This is a genomic window from Acidobacteriota bacterium (assembly GCA_016195325.1).
Lineage (GTDB): Bacteria > Acidobacteriota > Polarisedimenticolia > JACPZX01 > JACPZX01 > JACPZX01.
This window is the reverse complement of the sequence record JACPZX010000030.1, coordinates 109,800-130,488: the sequence shown is the minus strand read 5'-3', so window position 1 is coordinate 130,488 and position 20,689 is coordinate 109,800. Positions and strand designations below refer to the sequence as shown.

Annotated in this window: 15 protein-coding genes; 5 read left to right on the top strand and 10 right to left on the bottom strand. The window is 69.4% G+C overall.

The window, feature by feature from the left end; translation table 11 throughout:
- Positions 1-33: 33 nt before the first annotated feature.
- The 4 genes from HY049_07505 to HY049_07490 form a co-directional block, all read right to left on the bottom strand.
- Positions 34-2,838, bottom strand: coding sequence for a hypothetical protein (locus HY049_07505; GenBank protein MBI3448745.1), 2,805 nt, complete (start codon positions 2,836-2,838; stop codon positions 34-36).
- 101 nt (positions 2,839-2,939) lie between these two features.
- Positions 2,940-3,224 (bottom strand): HU family DNA-binding protein, encoded by a 285-nt coding sequence (locus HY049_07500; GenBank protein ID MBI3448744.1) that lies wholly within the window; start codon positions 3,222-3,224, stop codon positions 2,940-2,942.
- A gap of 183 nt (positions 3,225-3,407) precedes the next feature.
- A complete protein-coding gene (locus tag HY049_07495; GenBank protein MBI3448743.1) occupies positions 3,408-3,749 on the bottom strand; it encodes a hypothetical protein in 342 nt (113 codons plus the stop codon).
- Positions 3,746-4,219, bottom strand: a complete 474-nt coding sequence (locus tag HY049_07490; protein MBI3448742.1) for a PTS sugar transporter subunit IIA — start codon at positions 4,217-4,219, stop codon at positions 3,746-3,748. The genes HY049_07495 and HY049_07490 overlap by 4 nt, the downstream gene beginning before the upstream one ends.
- A gap of 257 nt (positions 4,220-4,476) precedes the next feature.
- On the opposite strand from HY049_07490, the gene HY049_07485 reads away from it, so the two are divergent.
- Positions 4,477-5,280, top strand: a complete 804-nt coding sequence (locus HY049_07485) for a hypothetical protein (protein ID MBI3448741.1) — start codon at positions 4,477-4,479, stop codon at positions 5,278-5,280.
- A 93-nt stretch (positions 5,281-5,373) separates the two neighbouring features.
- Here the strand turns inward: HY049_07485 and HY049_07480 are convergent, their stop codons facing one another.
- A complete protein-coding gene (locus HY049_07480; protein MBI3448740.1) occupies positions 5,374-8,946 on the bottom strand; it encodes a protein kinase in 3,573 nt (1,190 codons plus the stop codon).
- 455 nt (positions 8,947-9,401) lie between these two features.
- Between HY049_07480 and HY049_07475 the strand changes: the two genes are divergently transcribed.
- Positions 9,402-11,441 (top strand): M1 family metallopeptidase, encoded by a 2,040-nt coding sequence (locus HY049_07475; GenBank protein ID MBI3448739.1) that lies wholly within the window; start codon positions 9,402-9,404, stop codon positions 11,439-11,441.
- Between the two features lie 3 nt (positions 11,442-11,444).
- Positions 11,445-12,509, top strand: coding sequence for a hypothetical protein (locus HY049_07470; protein MBI3448738.1), 1,065 nt, complete (start codon positions 11,445-11,447; stop codon positions 12,507-12,509).
- Positions 12,510-12,531: 22 nt separating this feature from the next.
- Here HY049_07470 and HY049_07465 read toward each other — a convergent pair whose 3' ends face one another.
- The 5 genes from HY049_07465 to HY049_07445 all read right to left on the bottom strand — a co-directional run bounded on the left by HY049_07465 (position 12,532) and on the right by HY049_07445 (position 16,679).
- On the bottom strand, positions 12,532-14,124 hold the full coding sequence (locus HY049_07465; GenBank protein ID MBI3448737.1) for a PQQ-dependent sugar dehydrogenase: 1,593 nt from the start codon (positions 14,122-14,124) through the stop codon (positions 12,532-12,534).
- A gap of 118 nt (positions 14,125-14,242) precedes the next feature.
- Positions 14,243-14,941, bottom strand: a complete 699-nt coding sequence (locus tag HY049_07460; GenBank protein ID MBI3448736.1) for a c-type cytochrome — start codon at positions 14,939-14,941, stop codon at positions 14,243-14,245.
- A gap of 45 nt (positions 14,942-14,986) precedes the next feature.
- Positions 14,987-15,295 carry a hypothetical protein gene (locus HY049_07455; GenBank protein ID MBI3448735.1) on the bottom strand — a complete coding sequence of 103 codons (309 nt, stop codon included), beginning with the start codon at positions 15,293-15,295 and terminating at the stop codon, positions 14,987-14,989.
- A 55-nt stretch (positions 15,296-15,350) separates the two neighbouring features.
- Positions 15,351-15,743: a hypothetical protein gene (locus HY049_07450; protein MBI3448734.1), complete on the bottom strand. Its 393-nt coding sequence runs from the start codon at positions 15,741-15,743 to the stop codon at positions 15,351-15,353.
- Positions 15,744-15,752: 9 nt separating this feature from the next.
- The gene (locus HY049_07445; protein ID MBI3448733.1) at positions 15,753-16,679 is read right to left on the bottom strand and encodes a DNA adenine methylase; all 927 of its coding nucleotides are present in this window, start codon (positions 16,677-16,679) and stop codon (positions 15,753-15,755) included.
- Positions 16,680-16,738: 59 nt separating this feature from the next.
- Here HY049_07445 and HY049_07440 point away from each other — a divergent pair, with 59 nt between their 5' ends.
- Together HY049_07440 and HY049_07435 are read left to right on the top strand one after the other, a co-directional pair.
- Entirely contained in the window at positions 16,739-18,577 is a 1,839-nt protein-coding gene (locus HY049_07440) for a bifunctional homocysteine S-methyltransferase/methylenetetrahydrofolate reductase (GenBank protein ID MBI3448732.1), read from the top strand.
- Between the two features lie 84 nt (positions 18,578-18,661).
- A complete protein-coding gene (locus tag HY049_07435; GenBank protein MBI3448731.1) occupies positions 18,662-20,683 on the top strand; it encodes a hypothetical protein in 2,022 nt (673 codons plus the stop codon).
- Positions 20,684-20,689 lie beyond the last annotated feature (6 nt).

Here is a 20,689-nt window from a genome sequence, read left to right as displayed (position 1 = left end):
CCCCACGAATTCAGGGCGAGCCACCGCCTCCGGTCAGTTGTCGAACGCCGGAACCAGGAGGACGGCGTTCAGGAGCATGCGGTTGAGGCCGTCCCACCCTCCCCGGTAGTCCGGGTCGTCGGCGAAGAGCACGGCCGTACCGCGCCCGCGTCTCTCGGCGATCACGAAGGGCTTGCCCGCGAGGAGATCGATCGACTCCTTCCACATGAAGCCGCCGAGCCTCAGCCTCTCCTTCGCCGCGAAGACCCCGACGTTGACGCCGTCCCGCGCGAGGGAGAAGACGAGGCTCGAGCTGATCATCGCGGGGACCTCGGCGTCGTAGCCGAAGGCGAGCGGGTGCGACGGCTCCAGGACGACTCTGAGAATCGCGCCGGGGACGAAAGCAGGACTCTCCTCGTCGCCCGCGTCGGCGTCCGGGCCGTTGGGGTCGGCCTCCGCGTGAGCGGCGGGGGCCGGGGAGGGAGCCGGGGCCGGCTCGGGGGCGCCGGCCGGGACGATCGGCGCGGAGCGAGGCTGGCGGACCTGTTTCGAGGAGACCCACGCGGTCCCCTTCGAGACGGCGAAGGCCGAGGCCCCCTTGAAGGTGATCATCGTGCCGCCCGCCTCCATCCAGTTGCGCAGCAGCGCCACGCCGTCCTTCCCGAACGCCTCGCGATACCCTGCGGCGCTCCCGTCGGGCAGGATGATGACGTCGTACCGCCGCAGGTCCGCCTGGGTGACGAGCGTCCGCGCGCGGATCGGCGCGATCTTCAGACCGTACTGCTCGCGGAGGACGAACTGAACCCATCCGGCCGAGGTGGGCGACGCCGGCTCGCCGTAGATCGTCGCGATGCGCGGCATCTTCACGCGGACGACGGACGCGCTGCCGAGATCGACTCCCGCGTCGACCAGCCCCGACGACGTCGTCCCGAAGGGCGCCCCGAACGTCCGCGTCGCCTCCGCGATGATCGTGCCCAGGTTCGGCGGGTTGCGGCGGACCTTGAGCACCGACGTTCCGGGAGGATACGAGCGGCCGCCGACCGTGAACGATTTGGCCGCCACCTCCACCACGAGGTCGTCGCGCGCGACGAGCGACGCGAAGGCCGCGAGAGTCCCATTGCCGGCCGGGGGGAGAAGGTACGCGAACCCCGCCTCGGCGGGAGCCGCCGCCGCTCCGCCCGCGTCGATCGTCCGGGCGATCGGCGGCGGCCACGGGTCGAGCCCGGCGGGGGGCACCCCGTGTCCGGGGAGCCCCCGGGAGGGGGCGGGCGTGAGCGAGGACCGGGAGACACGCGGCGTTTCGGTCGCCTCGTAGGACTTAAGGTTCATCGCCAGGGGAAGGGACCAGGCCGTCGAGTCGTAGAACGGAGGATCTCCGTGAAGACGCCGCCTCTCGACGGCGTCCTTGAGGACCGACTCCTCGATGGCGACGTCGCGCTCGAAGAGGGCGCTCGCCAGACGCCGGCCGGGCTGCGCCAGGGGGACGAGGAGGCTTCCCGCCGGGAACGACTTCACGTCGGCCGCATCCCCCTCGCCGCGCGTGACGCGCGTCGAGAAGGGCTCCTTCGCCAGCCCCACGTCGATCCCCTGGGAGGCGAGGAGATTCGCGAGCCGCGCCGCCCCCGCGGGGTCGGGCTCGGCGGAGACGACGAACGACTTCACGGGGCCCGAGTCTTCGATGGCGGCGCGCCGCGTGGCCGCGTAGTCGCGCAGCAGCTCCTCGCGCCGCGCGGCCGCCATCTCGACGGTGGCCAGGCTCGACGCGATGTGGCGGCGCATCGCGTCCCTGAGCGTGAGGATGGATCCGTCCTTCCTCTCGATCGCGAGCCCCTGCGCGCCGCCGACCTCGTACGTCATGCCGATGGCCCCGCTGAGCGTCGGCCACGAGTCGCCGTAGCCGGGGTAGAAGAGATCGAAGACCTCGCGCGTGAAGTAGTCGAACCCGAGCGCGTCGAAGGTGCGCGCGTTCACCTCGCCGATCAGCCGGAACCACTTCGACGCGCTCTCGGCGACGTTGGGGTTGAACGGGCGCGCCGGGGGCGGGAAGTAATAGGACTGGTCCGTTCCCATCTCGTGGAAGTCCACGTAGATGAGCGGGCGCCACGCGAGGAACGCGGCAATCCTGCCGCGCACCTCGGGCTGCGTCTCGAAGAACCAGTCGCGGTTCATGTCGAAGAGATCGTGGTTGAAGCGGCCCGAAGGCCAGGGCTCGTCGTGCTCCGCGGCGGCCGGGTCGGTGACGGGCGCAACGCCCGCGGCCTCGCGGTACGAGCGGATGAAGCGATCGCGGCCGTCGGGATTCTGTATCGGATCGATGAACACGATCGCGCCGTCGAGGAGGACCCGCGTGCGCTCGTCGTCGGCCGACGCGAGGTGGTACGCGACGGAAAGGGCCGCCTCGGTGGACGAGTGCTCGTTCCCGTGGACGGCGTAGGCGAGCCAGACGAAGGCTGGCGTGCGCCGGATGATCTCTGCGGCCTCCGCGGCATCGAGCCCGCGGGGATCGGCGAGGCGCCCCATCGCCGTGCGGTATTCCTCGAGCCGCGCGAGGTTGGCCGCCGAGGAGACGACCGCGTACCTCAGGATTCTCCCCTCGTGCGATCGCGCATAGCCGAACAGGCGGACGCGATCCGACGAGGCGGCGAGCGCGTCGAAGTAACGGAGCGTGTCGGCGTGATCGACGAGGCGGGTGCCCGGCTCGTAGCCGAGGACCGAGGCGGGGCGGGCCACCGAGTCGAGGCGCTTCCCCTCCCACGGATACAGCGACGGTGTGTCGGCGGAGGATGCGGCCGAGACCAGCGCCACGACGAAGACTGCGGCGACCCATGGGACGAGCTTCGAGCGAAACGATGGGCTCATCGGTTTCCGGCGTCCGAAAAGAAAAAGGAGCGGTCTCCCGCTCCTTGGAATCCAGGGATCTCGCGGGGTCACCCGCAGCGCGCGGCGCCGCGGGGCCCGGTTCAGGTCTTCTCTAAATCGTGGCGCAGTTCCTTGCCCGGCGTGAAGCGGGCCACGGTGCGCGCAGGTATGTTGATCGGGGCTCCCGTCTGCGGGTTCCGGCCGACGCGCGCGCGGCGCTTGGAGGCCGCGAACGTCCCGAATCCCGAGATGGTGACCCGCTCGCCTCTCTTCAAAGCCGCCGTGATACCGCTGATGACCGAATCCAGCGCCCGACCCGCCTGAGCCTTGGAGACCTTTGGCCCCTGCTCGGCGAAAATCCTCTCCACCAGGTCCGCCTTGTTCATCTCATCACCTCACCGGGAAGAATGCAGCCAACCCCCCGCGTACGGCGCCACATCAGCGTTACGGCACGGAGTGCCGGGCCCGGGGCAGAGGGCACGCATCTCCTCGTTACGCCGGAAGTTACGATAAAGGATGCCCGTCGAGTGTGTCAAGAGGCCCTGCGGCGCGCCATGCCGGCTCGGCGGTCAGATGGCGTAGAGGATGCGCTTGCACTGCTCGCAGAACCGCACCTTCTCGAGATCCGACGCGGAGAGCTGCGTGGGCTGCTTGATGAAACATGCGAGGCACACGCCGCTGCGCACCGGAGCGACCGCGCGAGGGTATCGCTTCATCAGGCGATCGTACGTGTTCAGCAGATCGCGATCGATCTTCGTGGCGATTTCGGCGCGCGTCTCGCGGAGCGTCGCCACCTCGTCGAGCTCGAATCCGATCTTGCGGAGCTGGGAGGTCGTGGCGTGATCGCTCATCTCGCGGATCATGAGGTCGAGGTCCTGGAGGATGATGATCTGCTCGAGTCGTGAGGTCATGAGGCCGTCCGGGCTCCTTCGAGGACCCCCATGAGCTCTTCGTGCGTTTCGACCTTGAGGAGCTTCTTGCGCACGCCGGCGTCCCGCGCGAACTCGACGATCTTGCCGAGCAGGGGGAGGTAGTGGTTGTCCTTCTCCTGGTGCGGCGCCAGGATGAGGAAGATGAAGTGCACCGGCTTGTGGTCGATCGACTCCCAGGAGATTCCCGCCACCGACCGGGCGTAGGCGACGGTGAGTTTTCCCGTCACCGTCGTGCGCCCGTGAGGGATCGCGAGAGACTTGCCGATGCCGGTGCTGCCGAGGCTCTCCCGTTTCTTGAGCGCCTCGACGACGACCGTTCCGCTCCGGATCTGGCGCCTCTCCACGAGGTGCGCCACGACTTCCTCGATCGCACTGTCCTTGCTCGTGGCCTCGAGATCGGCAATGAAGAGTTCGGGATGGAAGTAGGAGATGAACTCCTTGTGGGTCATAGACGGGTAGTTTCCTGCCTCGGGTCCCGAGGAGTGAGTTCTCCGCGCGGCGCGCTCGACGAGCACGCGGGCGATTGTATCACAGCCCGGGAGGAAGCCCACACTCCCGGGTTTCCCGATTCGCTTGACCGTCCGGATTCGCCTTGCCATTCGGGCGTTCCGGCGTATAATTCGGGGACTGTCTGGTCCGCGACAACCTTCCCTCGCACCGGCTGGTCGCCTGCCTCGGTGTGCCGGACCCATTGGAGAAGAACAAGATGAAGCTCAGGAACTCCGTTCTTGCCGTTGCGTGCGCGCTTTCGCTGATGGCGCTGACCAGTTCGCAGACTCCCGCCACCGACACACCCCCGGGGAACACTCCCGTAGGCAACGGCCTCGTTCTCCAGTTCCCCGACGCAAACATCAAGCTGGTGTTCGGGAACGTCATCGTCGGCGGTAACACGACGATCACCAGAACGGATCTCCCGCCCGGTGTCCGCCTGTCCCCCTGCGGGACGCCGATCCCGTCGCGGTTCAATGTACCGGCCGGGGACAACCACTTCGCGGTCATTCGCATCGAGACGACGGCGGTCTTCACCGACACCGTCGACACGAACAGCCAGAGCTCGGACCCGAACGCTCACATCTTCCGCGCGGTCTGCCCGCCGCCGAAGGACGCCGGTTGGGAGGATGTTACGATTATCCCGGTTCCGGGAGACCCGCGCAGCCGCATTCCTGGGTTCTCCGAGTTCCTCATCGCCGACGACTCCCTCTCGAACAACACGATCATCAAGAACAAGATCAACGCGCTCATCGGGCTGCTGGGCCCGGGGTCGGACGCCGAGAAGTACATCGACGCGACGACGCTGTCGACACTCCGAAACATGGTCTTCAGCGTGAACGCCGCGATCAACGCCGGGGACAAGCCGGCCGCGATCCTCGGCCTGAAGAACTTCATCAATTTCGTCCTGGCGGGGAGCGGCACGACGATCCCCAACAACTCGAACGTGCCCGGCGGCAACATCGCCGGCAAGCTCGAGGCGAAGGCCTCGACGCTGATCTTCACTCTCACCCTGCTGTAAGAGACGAAGCGTCGCTCGGATTTCGGGGGCGCCGTTCGCCGGGATGCCGGCGGGCGGCGCCCTTCGTGTTTCAGGGAGGGCGCGTCGGGGGGCCTACGGCTTGAGGAGGGATTCGATCCGGTCGGCGTCGGCCGCGCGCCCCTGCTTCCGCAGATGCTGCGCGAACTGGCGGCACCCGTCGGCGTCCATGCCGTGCTTGAGGAATCCTGCAACCTCGTCGGGCGGCAGGTCCTTGCGGGTCGCGTCGAGCGCCGCGGCCAGGGCCGCACCGATACCCGGCGGGATATCCGCTCTCGCTCCCGACGCGAGGATGTGACCCACGGCCGGAGCTCCCCGCAGGACGGCGTCACCCGCTCCGGCTGCGGCCGCGCGATCGAGGGCCGTGATCCCCGCTGCCGCCGCCGCGGCCGGGTCCGCGGTCAAGGCCTGGGCTCGCAGGCGCAGCAGCGTTGCGTCCAGCGTGTCGATCGGTCGGCCGGTCTCCGTGGCGCGCTGGAGAGCGTCGGCCGAGAGCGATGCAGCGAGCGCCTTATTGCGCGCCGCGATTGCGGAGGCGCCGCGCGACATGGCGCAGGCGAATGAGAGCCTCGCGAGGCGCCCCGTCTCGGCGCGCGCGCAGACGGACTGCGTGAGGGGCTCCGCCGCGGCCGGGTTCCCCGACGCCAGCGCCGTTTCGGCACGCGCCGCCTCGGCGTCCGCGCGCAGGATCGGGTTGCCGACGGTGCGCGCGGAGGCGAGCGCGGCGTCCAGCGAGACGGCTGCGCGCTCGGGGTCACCCGCGCGGAGCGAGATTACCCCGATCGCGAGCTGGATGCGTGCGACGTTGAGCCGATCTCCCGCTTTCTCGTAATCGGCGAGGGCCTGGCTCGCGAGCTTGCGCGCGGTGCCGTAAAGACCGCGCCTCAGCGCGACGAGGGCGAGGCGGTACTGGGTCTCGGAGACGCCCTCTTCCGACTCGAGCGAGCGCCACTGCGACATCGCGCGGCCGAGGAGATCGTCGGCCCTCGCGATCTCGGCGCGCGCGAGGGCGAGCATCCCCTGGTCCGAGACGACCTGAGCGGTCCCCTCGGCGATGCCGAGGCGAGCGTAGATGGCCGCCGCACCGTCGAGATCCTTCTCCGCCTGCGCGAGGTCGCCCACTTGGATGCGGAGCGAGCCCAGGGCTTGAAGAATCTCCCCTTCGTCCGCCTGGCGCCCGACCTGCCTCGAGAGTCCAAGGGCCTCTTCCCGCGCTTTGAGGGCGTCGGGGAGAGCCCCACGGTCCTCGAGGATGCTGCCCAGGGTCGTGAGGACCAGCGCGGTCCCCGCGGTGTCGCCGATCTCGCGGCTGATGTCGAGCGCCCTCTGCTGCGTCCTCAGGGCCTCGTCGAGGCGCCCCGAGACCTGGTGGATGTACGCCGTGCTCGCGAGGCTGACGGCGAGGCCGCGCTTGTCGCCGATGGTTTCCTTGATCGATGCGGACTTGTTGCAGTAGGTGAGCGCCTCCTCCCACCGACGCAGGCCGAGGTTCGCCTCGCAGATGGCCTGGTACCCGGACGCTTCCCCCTCCTTGCTCCCGACCTTGCGGTACACCTCGATCGCCTTCCGGAATTCGGAGAAGCTCTCATCCGGGTGCCCGGTGCGAATCTTGATGCGGCCGACGGCCATCAGCGCAGGGGTGTACTTCGGATCGATCTCGAGGGCTTTCCGGTAGTGGACCTCCGCCTTGTCGTAGGTGCCGATCACCTCGTGGGCCTGGCCGAGGCTGAACGCCGCCGTGGCATCGAACGGATCGGCCTTCGCCATCTCCTCGTACGCCTCGATCGCCTCCTGGCCGTTGTGCGCGGCCGCGGCGTGGGCCGCGCGGATGAACGCCCGGTCGGCGGGGGTCACGCGATCGATCGCCTTGAGCACCTTCGAGAGGGCCGCCTCGCCGGCGGTCCTGGCCTTGTCGTCGTAGCCGAGCGCCCGGTAGGCCTGCGAGAGCCTCGCGTACGCGAGCGCGAAATCGGCGTCCTTCCCGGTGGCCTGCTCGAGCGGCTTGATCGCCTCGAGATTGCGCCCCTGGTCGATCAGGTCGACGCCCTGCTGGTACAGGCTCGCCGCCTCGACCGACGACGTTCGGGCCGAGGCGATGGTCGTGTCGACGTCGGTCGCGATCTTCTCCTGCGAGAAATTGAGGAGCTCCTTGGTCTTGAGCGTGAGCTGGTCGATCATCGCGAGGACCTCGCCCTCGGTCCCCGTCACCACCGAGCTGCCGATCCCCTCGCCGGACTTCGGGTCCTGGACGCGCAGGTTGATGCGCAGCGCGTCGCCGCCCCCGCGCACGAACGACCCCGTGACCACCGCCTGGACGCCGCCGTAGTCCGCGACGCGGGCGAGCGTCTCGCCGTCGATCGGCCCCGTCAGCTCCTTGCCGAAGTCCTTGAGGATCTGCCCGAGGCGCTCGCGCGTGAGGATGCGGAAGTACTTCGACTGCGCCATGTCGGTGGAGAGGTTCTCGGCGATGCCGGTCCGCAGCCAGTCGAGATCGGTCCGCCCGGTCTGGTTCTCGAACGGGAGGACGGCGATCGACGTGCGCCCCCCGGGGCCGACCACGATCCCGCGCGGCCTCACCAGCAGCGTCACGCCGGCCGCCGCGAGGACCAGGGCGACGGCCCCGATGGTGAGGCCCACGGTCCGCTTCTTCGGGGCGTACGCCCTCACGCCGCGCGTCGCCTTCTGCCGATCGAGGTCCCTCACGATTTCCTCGATCGACTGGTACCTCAGCCCCGGGTCCTTCTCCATGCACTTGATGACGAGCGTCTCGATCCACGACGGGGTCTCGGCCCTCAGCTTCTTGAGCGGGCGCGGCCGATCCTGGATCTGCTTCCGGATCACCTCCCACTGCGTGGTCCCCGAGAAGGGGACGATGCCGGTGAGCGCCTCGTAGATGGTGATCCCGAGCGAGTAGATGTCGGCCCTGTGATCGACCTTCTTCCCCTCGGCCTGCTCCGGGGACATGTACTCCGGCGTCCCGATGATGGCGCCGGTGCGCGTGAGGCCGCGCGTCTCCTGCGCGAGCGCGATTCCGAAGTCCATGAGGTGCACGTCGCCGTGCGCGTCGATCATCACGTTGTGCGGCTTGAGATCGCGGTGGACGACCCCCATCGAGTGGGCCTCCGCGAGGGCGGCGCAGCACTGCCTCAGGATGGAGACGACCTTCTCGATGGCGAGAGGGGCCTCGTGCTCGATGATGTGCGCGAGGTCCTGCCCCTCGATGAACTCCATCGAGATGTACTTGAGGCCCGAGGACTCGCCGAGGTCGTAGATGCGCGCGACGTTCTTGTGCGTGACCTTCCGCGCGATCGTGATTTCCTTCTTGAACCGCTCGAGGATCTTGTCGTCGCTCGCGTACTCGGGGCGGATGACCTTCAGCGCGACGGGGACCTCGAGCTGGAGATCGACGGCCTTGTAGACCATCCCCATGCCGCCGGAGCCGATCGTGGTGATGATGCGGTAGCGATCGTTGAGGATCGTCCCCGGCATCAGCGCGTGCGTGACGACGCCGATCCCGGTGGGGGGGAGGAATCCCTTGGTGACACCGCTCCCCGTCGCCGAGTCGTCGTCGGCGTGGAGGATCTCGCCGCACGTCGCGCAGAAGCGGCTGGTGTCGGGATTCGGCGTGGAACACTTGAGGCAGAGCATCGATTCCCCAGCGGGTGCGTCGCGGCGACACCTCCGCCGCGTCACAGAGGACGGGAATATAACAGAGGTTTCCGGATCCGTCCCGCCCCCGCGCGGGCGCCGGACGGATGGTGTAGTCTCCTCCCCCTCGACGGCGCGCGCGGGAGAGTCCGCCGCCGCGAGCCGCGCCGGGGAGGGGGCCCCCGAACGGAGAATTCGTGACACCTCGCAACGTCATCGCCGGCCTGCTCGCGCTCACGGCTGCTCTCGTGGGCACCATCTCCTCCGCCCGCGCCGCGCTGCCGCGGTCGAGCGAGCGCGTGGTCTCGTACCGCATCGAGGCGTCGCTCGATCACCCGAGCCGGACGGTCCACGGCCGCGAGTCGGTCACGTGGCGCAACCTCTCCGCGGAGAGCGTGGGCGATCTCCGTCTTCACCTCTACCTGAACGCCTTCAAGAACGAGCGCAGCACGTTCATGAAGGAGTCGAAGGGGCGCCACCGCGGCTTCCGCGCGCGCGACGGCGGCTGGGGCTTCATCGATCTGACGTCGCTGAAGCTCGCGTCGGGCGCCGATCTCCTCGCCGGCGCGGCTTTCATCCACCCCGACGACGAGAACGCCGAGGATGAGACGGTCCTCATCGTGCCGCTTCCCGCGCCGGTGCCGCCGGGGGGCGAGGTGACGTTCGAGGCGGCGTTCGACTCGCGCCTTCCGCGCGTCTTCGCCCGCACCGGGTACAAGGGCGACTTCTATCTCGTGGGGCAGTGGTTCCCGAAGCTGGGGGTTTACGAGCCGGCGGGGTTCCGGGGGCGCGTCGCCTCCGGATGGAACTGCCACCAGTTCCACGCCTCGGGCGAGTTCTACGCGGATTTCGGCTCGTTCGACGTGACGCTGACGGTCCCGTCGCCGTTCGTCGTCGGTGCGACAGGCAAAGAGACGGAGAGCCCGCGGGTGGCGGGGGACACGACGACGTACCATTTCGCGGAGACGGACATCCACGACTTCGCGTGGACAGCTGAGCCGCGGTACCTGAAGGTGACGCGCACGTTCCGGTACGCCGCCGAGCGCGACCCCGGGGAGGAGAGGCGGATGGCCCGCATTCTCGGCCTCGACGCGCGCGCGATTCCCCCGGCGGGGGCGTCGGATCTCTCCGGCGTCCCGGAGGATCTGCGGCTCAGCGACGTCGAGGTGACGCTCCTCGCGCAGCCCGAGCACGCCGCGCTCGTCGATCGGCACTTCAAGGCCGCCTTCGCCGGGATCAAGTACTTCGGGTACTGGTACGGGCGCTACCCGTACCGGACGCTCACCGTCGTCGACCCCGCGTACGGGGCCCGCGGCGCCGGGGGAATGGAGTACCCGACCTTCATCACCGCCGGCGCGAGCTACCTCGCGCCCACGGGGCGCCAGTCCCCCGAGGGGGTGACGGTCCACGAGTTCGGCCACCAGTTCTGGTACGCGATGGTCGCCAACAACGAGTTCGAGGAGGCGTGGCTCGACGAGGGGTTCAACACCTACTCCACCGGCAAGGTGATGGAGAAGGTCTTCGGCCCGAACCACGAGATCGTCGAGGTCGCGGGAGTCCCGCTGGTGAGGATGGCGCTGCTCGATCTGCCGAAGGACCCGGATCCCTCCTCGCGGAACCCCGGTCCGGAAGGGGATCCGGTGACCCGGTTCCTGGGCCTTCGCTTCACGGGAGCCTCGAACGATTCCCTGCTGAACGCCTTCCGCGATCTGCCGCTCGTCCACTCCCCCGGCGACGTCGCCGTGCGCGATCCGCTCGAGCGGCGCATGCGGTATCTCAAGGGAGGGCCGACGAAGGACGAGCTCGTGCGCAACGCATGGGAGTTCCTCGACGAGGAATCGTACGCCAACAACTCCTACTCGAAGACGGCCCTCACGCTCAGGACTCTCGAGGCGATCCTCGGCCCCGACACCGTCGCCCGCGTCATGAGGATCTACCACGAGCGCTTCCGGTTCAGGCACCCGTCGACCGCCGACTTCCTGAGGACGGCGAGCGAGGTGTCGGGAACCGATCTCTCGGCGTACTTCGACCAGACCGTGCACGGCAGCGGCGTGCTCGACTACGCGGTGGCGTCGGTCTCGAGCGAGCGGCCGAAAGCCGGGGCCGGAGTCTTCGGTCCGCCCGCGTCGAGGAAAACCGTCTCGATCGGCGAGGCGCGGTCCGCCGCGCCGTCCGCCGATGGGTTCCGGAACGAGTTCGTCCTGAGGCGTCTCGGGGACGTGCGCGTTCCCGTCCGGTACCAGCTCACCTTCGCCTCGGGGAAGACCGAGACGCGCGTGTGGGATGGCTCCTACCGCTGGCTGAAGGTCTCCGAGGCGGGTCCCGAGGCCCTCGTCTCCGTGCGGATCGATCCCGACGCCGCCGTCGCGCTCGACGCCGACTTCAACAACAACGCGCGAACCGTGAAGGGCGACCCCTGGCCGGCCCTCAAGTGGTGGACGCGGCTCGTCTCGTGGGGCCAGTCGGTCCTCTACTTCTACTCCGGGATGGCGTGACGCATGAGTGACGTGACGACCCCGGGCGCCCCGTCGCTCCCGATCCTCAAGTCGCCGCCGCCTGCCACGCCCGGGGCCGCCCGTCCGCCGGCGGCCCCGACGGATGAGGGGCTGACCGCCGTCGCGGCCCTCCGCGGCGGCCTGCGCGCGGGATGGGCGGTGCGCCGCAACATCCTCCTCATCGCGATCGCCAACCTCGCGCTCGCCGCGCTGATTCTCTTCCCCCTCTACGGGGCGATCGACGCCTCGCTCAGCCATCAGCCCGATGCCTCCCGCATCGGGCGCGAGTTCGATTACCGGTGGTGGACGGATCTCGGCGTCTCCGAGTCGGCCCTCTTCGGAGCGAGCGCGGGGATGCTGAGCGCGGCGGGGATCCTCATGGCCGTGACGTCGGCGTTCTTCGCGGGCGGCCTCCTCGAGGCGCTGAAGATCGGGCCCCACCCGGCGCTCTCCTTCGAGCCGCTCCCGGATCCCTTCTACCGCGGCGCCACCCCCGAATGGCGCTCGGCCTCCCCGGGACCGCTCTCCGTGCAGAGCTTCCTGCGCGAGTCGGCCCGGCACTTCGCTCGGTTCGTTCTCCTCCTCTCCCTCTCGCTGCCCCTGTACTGGCTGATCCACCAGCTGCTCAACGTCCTCGCGGTGTCGCTCCTCGACACCCTGCTCGAGGGGGTCGCCGACGAGCGGCTCGGCGTCGCGCTCACGATCGCGCGGGCTCTTGCCTTCGCCGGCTGCTTCCAGATGGTCTCGGTGGTCTTCGAGTACGCGCGGGCCCACGCGGTGCTGCGCCCCGGGGCGTCCCTGCGCGAGCTGCTCGGCCTTCCCGTGGCGCTCGCGCGGGCACGGCCGGGGGCCTTCTTCGGGATCGAGCTGGGATGCCTCGTTCTTCAAATCGGCGCCGTGCTCGCCTTCATCCCGATCGATCGCGCGCTCGCGTACTGGTCGCCCGTCGCGGCGATCGCGGGGATGATCGCGTTCCAGGGTTTTCTGTTCACGCGGGTGCTGATCCGCACCGGAGGCCAGGCCGCCCAGCTGCGGCTCGCCCGGAGCTGGCTCGACCGGGCTCGATGAGCGAAGAGGTCGGTGACGCGCGTCAAGGAGGGCAGGCGGCGCCCGAGAGAGACCGCGGGCTGCCGTTCGTTCCCCACCCCGAGTTCGTCTCCTCCCCCGATGCGTTGACCCCGATCACGACGTAGTAGAACGCGTGCCCGGGCGCGGGTGCGGCGGAGTCGCCGCCGGCCCAGCTGAACTCCGTGCCCGCGTGGACGCACTCGAACGGTCCTGAAGGCGCGCTCGCCCGGTACACGCGGTACTCCGAGATCGGCTGCGACGACATCGCGGTCACGTTCTCCCAGGACCAACCGGACGCGCTCACGGAGAGCTGTTTGGCGCCGACCCCGGAGACCTCGATCTCCGGGAGTGCCGGGACGATCTTGTAGATCGTCCCGATGTTGCCGTTCCCGAGGCCGCCGTCGACGACGTAGATCTCTCCGCGGGCGTCTGTGCCGAACGACGTGATCCACGCGATGGGAGCGCCCCCGTTGGGGACGAGCTCCGCCGTCCGATCGCGGAGGTTCACCGCCGTCCCTCCCGAGATCTGAAACGTGCGGACGAAGGCGGAGCAGAGGTCCCCGTAGAAGAATGTGCCGGCGAGATCCGGCATGCGGCATCCGCGGTAGACGTACCCCGCGACGACGGCACAGCCGTTCGTGTGATCGTAGTCGAGCACCGGGGGCTCGTACGACGGCACGGAGCAGCTGGCGCTCCCGCAGGATGGGTTCGGGCACACCGATCCCTCGTAGCTGTTCCAGCCGTAGTTCTCACCTCCGGGGCTCCCGGCCGGCCGGAAATCGATCTCCTCGCGGGAGGCCTGTCCGACGTCGCCGAGGTAGAGGTCGAAGGTCAGCGGGTCGAAGGAGAACCGCCACGGGTTCCGAAGCCCCAGGGCCCAGATCTCGTCGTTCACGCCGTCGGGGCCGACGAAGGGGTTCGACGGAGGGATCGTCGCGGGGACGTGGCGCGCGTCCACCCTCAGGATCTTCCCCATGTCGGTGGCGCCGTTCTGCGCGTTGCCGACCCGATCGCAGTAATCCCCGCCGTCGCCGACGCCGACGTAGAGCAATCCGTCGGCGGGCCCGAAGGCCAGCATGCCGGCGTTGTGAAAGCCGCCCGGGTGGGTGATCGAGAGCACCTCGACGCCGCTGTTCGGGTCCGCGATGTCCGGGTCGAGGGCCGATCGCGTGTAGCGGGCCACGATGTTGCGCCCGCCCGAGATGGGCGTGTAGTACACGTAGAACCAGCCGTTGGTCGCGTAGGCCGGATCGAAGGCGAGCCCGAGCAGGCCCTGCTCTCCAAAGCCTCCGTTGTCCGGAGAGGCCGTGATCGACGTGATGTCGAGAAACGGTGTGGGGAGGAGCGACGCCCCCCGCAGGACGCGGATCCGCCCTCCCTGCTCGAGGACGAAAATCCGCGAGTTGTCGCCCGGGATGGACGTCACGAAGAGCGGGCGGGGGAGCCCCGTCGCGATCACGACGGCGTCCAGCTGCGCCGAGGACGCCGGCGAGATCCCGGTGCACGACGCGCCGAAGCCGACCTCCGGATGGAGGAGCGCCAGCCCCGTCAGGAGGACGGGAATCCAGTCCCGAAGGCGAGACGGGGGCGCGCTGGAACCTGGGTTTTCTCTCAAGGGCGCTTCCGTGAGCGGGGAGTTCGATCGCCGTCGGGGCACAACTCCCCCCCACGGCACGGCGAAAACTACCGCGAGAAGGGTGTCAGGACAACACCGATCGTCCGGACTTACCGGACTACGGCTGTTTCGCGGGGGGCTGGAGGGAGAAGGCGTACGCGGCGATGTCGGCCACCTGGTCGTCCGACAGGACGTCGCCCTGGAAGAGAGGCATCCGTCCCTGCCCCGTTCGAACGACGTCGGCGATCTCCCGCGGCGTCTTCGACGACGCCGCGAGGCTCCCGCCGCCGTTCGGGCCGGTCGCCTCGTGGCAGACGGCGCAGGCCCGCCGGAAGAGATCCTTCCCCCTGGCGGCGTCCCCGGAGTTGACCGGCGTCCGGCCCGGCGGCACGCGCAGCACCGTGATGGGGCTCGAGACGGGGGTCGAGTGGTCCTTCATGAGCATGACGAGGCTGGTCCGCGATCGGCTGTCGATCTCCTCGCCTCCCTGGAAGCGGTGGTGGCAGACCTCGGCCGCCTCTCCGGAGTCGGTCGTCACGTGGCCGTTCCACCACGAGCCGCGCGCGAAGGCGTCGAAGAGGGAGTGGCCGGCGCGGACGAGGTCGTCCATCGCCCCCTTCGCGGGGTCTTCGATCGTGTGGCAGTCCGCGCAGGCAACCTTCCCGGGGCCGACGGTCCGGTTGTAGAAGTACCTCTCGCCGGCGCCCGAGGTGGGGGGCTCGCCCTGGTCGGCGCGGGCGGCGCCGGCGGCGAGACCCGCGATCGCGAGGATGCCGACGGCGCGGAATATCCCGAATGTCGCAACATCTCGCCTCATCGTCGCTCCTCGTCGCACGGGCTCAAGGTATGGCGGACCGAAACCTCAGGCAAGCACCTTGAGGTACGCCTCCTCGCTGAAGCCGATGAGCATCGTCCTCCCGATCCTCACGCACGGCGCGCGGAGGTTGCCCGTGGGGCCGATGACCAGCGCCTTCAACGTGGCCGCGTCCGGCCGATCCTTCTTCACGTCGATGTGCACGAGCTTGGATCCCTTCGCGACGTAGATCTCGTCCATCTCGAGCACGAGCTTCAGCGCCTCGCTCCCGCCGATGGTCTGCTTCTTCGCGTCCCGAAGCTCCCTCGACTCGATCTTCCTCTTCGCAAGAAACTCCTGCGTCCTGCCGCAGCTCACTCACCCGTTCCGGTGATACCGCCAGTCGATGGTGGGCATCCTCGTCAACCTCCCGTCAGTCGATTCCGAAGAAGAGCCGAAGCCAGGACTCGAGGTCTTCGAGATCGACGGCCTTCCCGGTGGAGACCAGGTACGAGCGCATGTTCGACGAGAAGCCGTCCCCCGAGAAGACGACCAGTCCGGGGATGGGCCATGCGCCGATGTCGGCGATCGTCGAGGGGATCTTCTCCTCCGCGGAGCCGCCGACCGCCTGGAACTTGCACTCGAGCCCGAGGCTGCGGCGGCTCTCCCTCTGCGTCACGACGACATCGATCTTCCGCTCGCTGCCCCAGAGCCGCCGCCCGACACGCACCTCCTCGCGGACGTCGAGCTCCAGCCGGCGCGCGAGCTCGACGACGGCCGACTGCAGCTCCGCGGCGTGCTTGAGCGCCGTCCTCGTCCCCGCCATCCCGAACTCCTACGCCGGGCGCCCGGTGGCCGCCGATCGACGCGCGCGGCTGAGCGGCCTTTGTTCCATCACCTGGGTGTCGTAGCCGAGGATCACCAGCTCCCGGACCGAGCCCCGCCTGTCCGCCCTCGAGTTGATGTTGCGCCGCGCCGTGATCGGGACGGTGCGCCACCGCGATCCGGAGCCGTAGATTTTCCTGATGCGCGGCGTGTCGCTGTTGCTCAGCATCACCCGGCACCCGCGCGCGGCCAGGGTCGCGCCGACGCTCGCCAGCTCCTCCTGATCGGCGATCGAGAAGTGACTCCGCTGGCCGTTGACGGCGTAGGCCGTGAAGTACGCCGTGGCGGAGACCGGGTCGTAGGGTGGATCGAAGTAGATGAAATCCCCCTTCTTCGCGTAGGTCACGGTCTCTCGAAAATGGGCGACCTTCAGGGTGACCCCGGAGAGCGCTCGGGCCACGGCGCGCAGGTTGGGCTCGTCGAGAATCGGCGGATCGGTGTAGCGGCCCATCGGCACGTTGAACTCTCCCCGGCTGTTCACGCGGTAGAGTCCGTTGAAGCACGTCTTGTTGAGATAGATGAGGCGGGCCGCCCGGGCCACGGTGCCGAGCGCCGAGGGGGACTGCTCCCGCACTTCGTAGTAGTGATCCTCGCCGTGATCCCGCTTGTGCTTCGCGAGCGCCCGGATCAGCCGCTCGACGTCCCGCTGGATCACCTCGTAGGCGTTGATGAGCTCCTCGTTCCCATCCGCGAGAACGATGCTGCCGGGGCGGAGCGTCCGGGCGACGTGAAAGAAGACCGCCCCGCTCCCGACGAACGGCTCGACGTACCGCGAGATCGGGCCGCGCGGGTAGAGGGGCTCGAACCGGTCGAGAAGCTGGGTCTTGCCCCCGGCCCATTTCAGGAAAGGGCGCGGGAGGACGACGTTGCGCGGCATGGCTCACCGTGTGAGAAGTTGAAGCGCCACAGGGCGCGTCATTATACTCCCCGGACCCCATGCGAAAACCCTTCCGCGACACCCTCACCGACACCCTCGTCGTCTTCGACGGCGCGATGGGCACCGAGCTCTACGCGCGCGGCATCTTCATCAACCGGTGCTTCGACGAGCTCAACCTCAGCAATCCCGATCTCGTGAGGGACGTCCACCGCGCGTACCGGAAGGCCGGCGCCGACGTTCTCGAGACGAACACCTTCGGCGCCAACCCCATCAAGCTGAACGCGCACGGCTTCGCGGAGAAGTCGCGCGAGATCAACCGGGCCGGCGCCCACGTCGCCCGCGACGTCGCCGGCGAGGACGGCTACGTGGCCGGCTCCATCGGGCCGCTCGGGATCAAGATCGAGCCCTGGGGGCCGACCTCGGTCGACGAGGCGCGCGCCGCCTTCCTCGAGCAGGCGCGCGGCCTCATCGACGGCGGCGTCGACCTTTTCAGCATCGAGACGATGTCGGACCTGAACGAGATGCACCAGGCGATCCTCGCGATCCGATCGCTGTGCGATCTGCCGATCGTCGCGCAGATGACGCTGGAGGAGGACGGCACGTCGCTGTACGGCACCGAGCCGGAGGTCTTCGCCTCGAGGCTCGACGCGTGGGGGGCCGACGTCGTCGGCGTGAACTGCTCGGTCGGGCCGCACGCGATGCTCGCGGCCGTCGAGCGCATCGCCCGGGCGACGGAAAAGCCGCTCGTCGCGCAGCCGAACGCCGGCACGCCGCGCAACGTGGACGGGCGCAACCTGTACCTCTGCTCACCCGAGTACATGGGGACGTACGCGAAGCGCTTCATCGTCGCCGGCGCGAAGATCGTCGGGGGCTGCTGCGGGACGACCCCCGACCACATCCGCTCCATCGTGAAGTCGGTGCGGATGCTGAGGCCCTCCCAGCGTCACGTCCAGATCTTCGTGCCGAGCGAGCAGCGCCTCGACGTCGAGCCGATCGCGCGGCGCGAGAAGTCGCTCGTGGCCCGGAAGATCGCCGACGGCGCCTTCGTCACGCTGGTGGAGCTGAACCCGCCCAGAGGGATCTCGGCCGCGAAGGTCCTCGACAGCGGGAGGCTCCTCAGGGAGAAGAAGGTCGACGCCGTCAACGTCCCCGACGGCGCGCGCGCCGCGGCCCGCATGGGCGCGATGTTCCTGGCCATCATGATGGAGCAGCAGGCGGGGATCGAGTCGATCCTGCACTACTGCTGCCGCGATCGAAACCTCATCGGCATGCAGGGGGATCTCCTCGGCATGTACGCCGTGGGGCTGCGCAACATATTGATCATCACCGGCGATCCCCCCAAGCTCGGCGACTACCCCGACGCCACCGCCGTCTTCGACGTCGACGCCATCGGCCTGACGAACATGGTCACCCGCCTGAACCACGGCCTCGACCTCGGCGGGAGCCCCATCGGCAAGCCCACCGGGTACCACGTCGGCGTCGGCGCGAACCCCGGGGCGGTCGACATGGACTTCGAGCTGAAGCGGTTCAAGTACAAGGTCGAGGCGGGGGCCGAGTTCGCGATCACCCAGCCGGTCTTCGACACCGCGCAGCTCACGAAGTTCCTCGCGGCGGTGAAGGACCACGAGATCCCGATCATCGCGGGGATCTGGCCGCTCGCCTCCCTGCGGAACGCCGAGTTCATGCGCAACGAGGTCCCCGGCGTCGTCGTCCCCGACGCGGTCATGGAGCGGATGCAGCGCGCCGAGGCCGAGGGGAAGGCGAAGGAGGAGGGGACCGCCATCGCCCGCGAGACGCTCGAGGAGGTGCGCGGCCTCGTGCAGGGGGTGCAGGTCTCCGCCCCGTTCGGCAAGGTGCAGGGAGCGCTCGACGTCCTGTCGGTGGTGGGAGTCGGGTAACTGAGCCTCCGCGGGATCCTGGTCCTCGGGCTCGCCGCGATCTCCGCCGCCGTCGCGGCCCCCCCGTCGGTCGAGCATCTCTCGATGCACGTGGCGATCGATCCCGTGGCGGGCACGTTGATCGCGACCGCATCGCTCGATCTCGCTCCTGCCGCGGCGCTCTCTTTCTTCCTGAACCGCGACTTCGAGATCGACGGCGTCGAGGTGGACGGCGCGCCGGTCCCTTTCACGAGGGGCGACCCCGACGACCACCTCGCGTTTTCACCGGCGAGCCGGAGGTTCAGCATCCCGTCGCCCCCCGCCCCGGGCGAGACGATGCGTCTCGTCGTGCGCTATCACGGCTCGCTTCCCGGCGGCCCCCGATCGATCAGCCGCATCACTCCGGACCTCACCGAGCTGAACCTCTACGCGGCGTGGTTTCCCATCCTCGAGGGACCGCAGGGGTTCGACTACGTGATTGAGGTCGAGGCGCCGCAGGTCCAACGCTTGGTGACGACGGGAGCGCCCGCGACGACCCGGATCGCGCGCGGCCGTTCCTCGGGTGACGATGTCCCGCTCATCCTCTCTTCCGCGATGCGCGAGATCTCCGTGACCGCGGGCGCCTCCTGCCGGCTCGAGATCGTCTCGGCCGATCTCCCGGGCTCCGTCGCGACGTGGCTCCCGGGGGATCTGGCGCGCGGCTGCGAGGCGATCGCCTCGAGGATGCGGCCGCCGCGATCGGCCGCCCCCCCGGCGACGGTGACGATCGCGATCGTCCCCCGCGAAGGGGACGGCTACGCGCGGCCACCTCTGGTCGTCATCCCGACGGGCTGGCTCACCGAGCCGGGGCTGGAGGGGCCTCTCACCCGCGAGGAGAAGGACGAAACGCTGAGGCGCATCCTCCACGAGATCGGGCACGCCTTCGCGCCCCTCGCCGACACGCACACGTACGACGACTGGATCAACGAGGGGCTCGCGGAGGACTTCGCGCGCCGCGCGCTGGACTCGATGGGGGAGAAGACGGTCGTCGATCGCTGGCGCCGCGCCGATCTCCTTGAGCTCGCGAGCCGGAAGAGCGCGCCTGGTGAGACCATCGCTCTCCTTCCGCCGATCTCCGCGACGCGGCGCGTCGATCCCGACGCGCGCCTCCTCTACTACACCAAGGGGGCGATGATCTTCAGGATGATCGCGTCCGTCGCGTCGCCCGAGGCGCTCGACGAGGCGCTCCAGGCCCTGGCCGGCGAATATCCTCCGGGCTCGAGCCGCCGCCTGACGACCGACGGCCTCGTGACGGCGCTTCAGAAGGCCTCCGGGCTCCCCTTCGGATGGCTGCGGGACGAGTGGGTCCACCTCTCGGGGCTCCCCGAGATCGAGTCGGAACTGCGGGTCGGGTCCGGATCGGTCGAGGGGCTCGTCACCGGGGAGGTGCGGCAGACCGGGGCGCGCACCTTCCGGCTCCTGATCCCCGTGGAAGCGCGAGGCGGCGGCCGCCGCGAGTCGCGCCCGGTGAGGCTCGGGGGGCGCGTCAGCCGCGTCGAGGTCCCGTTTCCCTTCCGCGTCACCGAGGCGCTGGTCGATCCCGATCTGACGATCCCGAGGATCGACCCGACGGTCCGCGAGGCGCTCGCCCTCCTCGACGTCGCGTCGCGCTCCGCCGCCCTCGCCCGCGAGGGGCTGGCCGCAGAGCGCGCCGGGCGCTTCGAGGAGGCGATGAGGAAGTACCGCGCGGCGCAGGAGGCCGACCCCCGGGCGGTGCTCCCGCGCTACCGCGAGGGGCGCGTCGACGTCGCCCTCAAGGAGTACGCCGCCGCCCTGATGGCCCACGAGGAGACGGCGCGCATCGCCGAGCGCCGGGCGCGCGAGGACGAGCGGCTTCGCCGCGGCGTCGCCGAGGACGCGGGCGCGGCCGAGTTTCCGCCGCCGCTCTGGCTCCCCGCGGATCCGGATCTACGGTCGTGGAACCAGGTTCGCATCGGCCAGATCCACGATCTGGCGGGGAGACGCTCGGCGGCCCTCCGCGCGTACCGGAGGGCTCTCGACCTTCCGGATCTTCGCGGCGCGCACGAGGAGGCGTCGAAGCTCCTCGCCGAGCCGTACCGCGCGTCGGATCTTCCGGCGGCGCCGTGAGATCGG

Bases quoted from the DNA above. Each gene is read 5' to 3' on its own strand.
- HY049_07505 (MBI3448745.1), bottom strand. From the start codon at position 2,838: ATGAGCCCATCGTTTCGCTCGAAGCTCGTCCCATGGGTCGCCGCAGTC.
- HY049_07500 (MBI3448744.1), bottom strand. From the start codon at position 3,224: ATGAACAAGGCGGACCTGGTGGAGAGGATTTTCGCCGAGCAGGGGCCA.
- HY049_07495 (MBI3448743.1), bottom strand. From the start codon at position 3,749: ATGACCTCACGACTCGAGCAGATCATCATCCTCCAGGACCTCGACCTC.
- HY049_07490 (MBI3448742.1), bottom strand. From the start codon at position 4,219: ATGACCCACAAGGAGTTCATCTCCTACTTCCATCCCGAACTCTTCATT.
- HY049_07485 (MBI3448741.1), top strand. From the start codon at position 4,477: ATGAAGCTCAGGAACTCCGTTCTTGCCGTTGCGTGCGCGCTTTCGCTG.
- HY049_07480 (MBI3448740.1), bottom strand. From the start codon at position 8,946: ATGCTCTGCCTCAAGTGTTCCACGCCGAATCCCGACACCAGCCGCTTC.
- HY049_07475 (MBI3448739.1), top strand. From the start codon at position 9,402: ATGAAGGAGTCGAAGGGGCGCCACCGCGGCTTCCGCGCGCGCGACGGC.
- HY049_07470 (MBI3448738.1), top strand. From the start codon at position 11,445: ATGAGTGACGTGACGACCCCGGGCGCCCCGTCGCTCCCGATCCTCAAG.
- HY049_07460 (MBI3448736.1), bottom strand. From the start codon at position 14,941: ATGAGGCGAGATGTTGCGACATTCGGGATATTCCGCGCCGTCGGCATC.
- HY049_07450 (MBI3448734.1), bottom strand. From the start codon at position 15,743: ATGGCGGGGACGAGGACGGCGCTCAAGCACGCCGCGGAGCTGCAGTCG.
- HY049_07445 (MBI3448733.1), bottom strand. From the start codon at position 16,679: ATGCCGCGCAACGTCGTCCTCCCGCGCCCTTTCCTGAAATGGGCCGGG.
- HY049_07440 (MBI3448732.1), top strand. From the start codon at position 16,739: ATGCGAAAACCCTTCCGCGACACCCTCACCGACACCCTCGTCGTCTTC.
- HY049_07435 (MBI3448731.1), top strand. From the start codon at position 18,662: ATGCACGTGGCGATCGATCCCGTGGCGGGCACGTTGATCGCGACCGCA.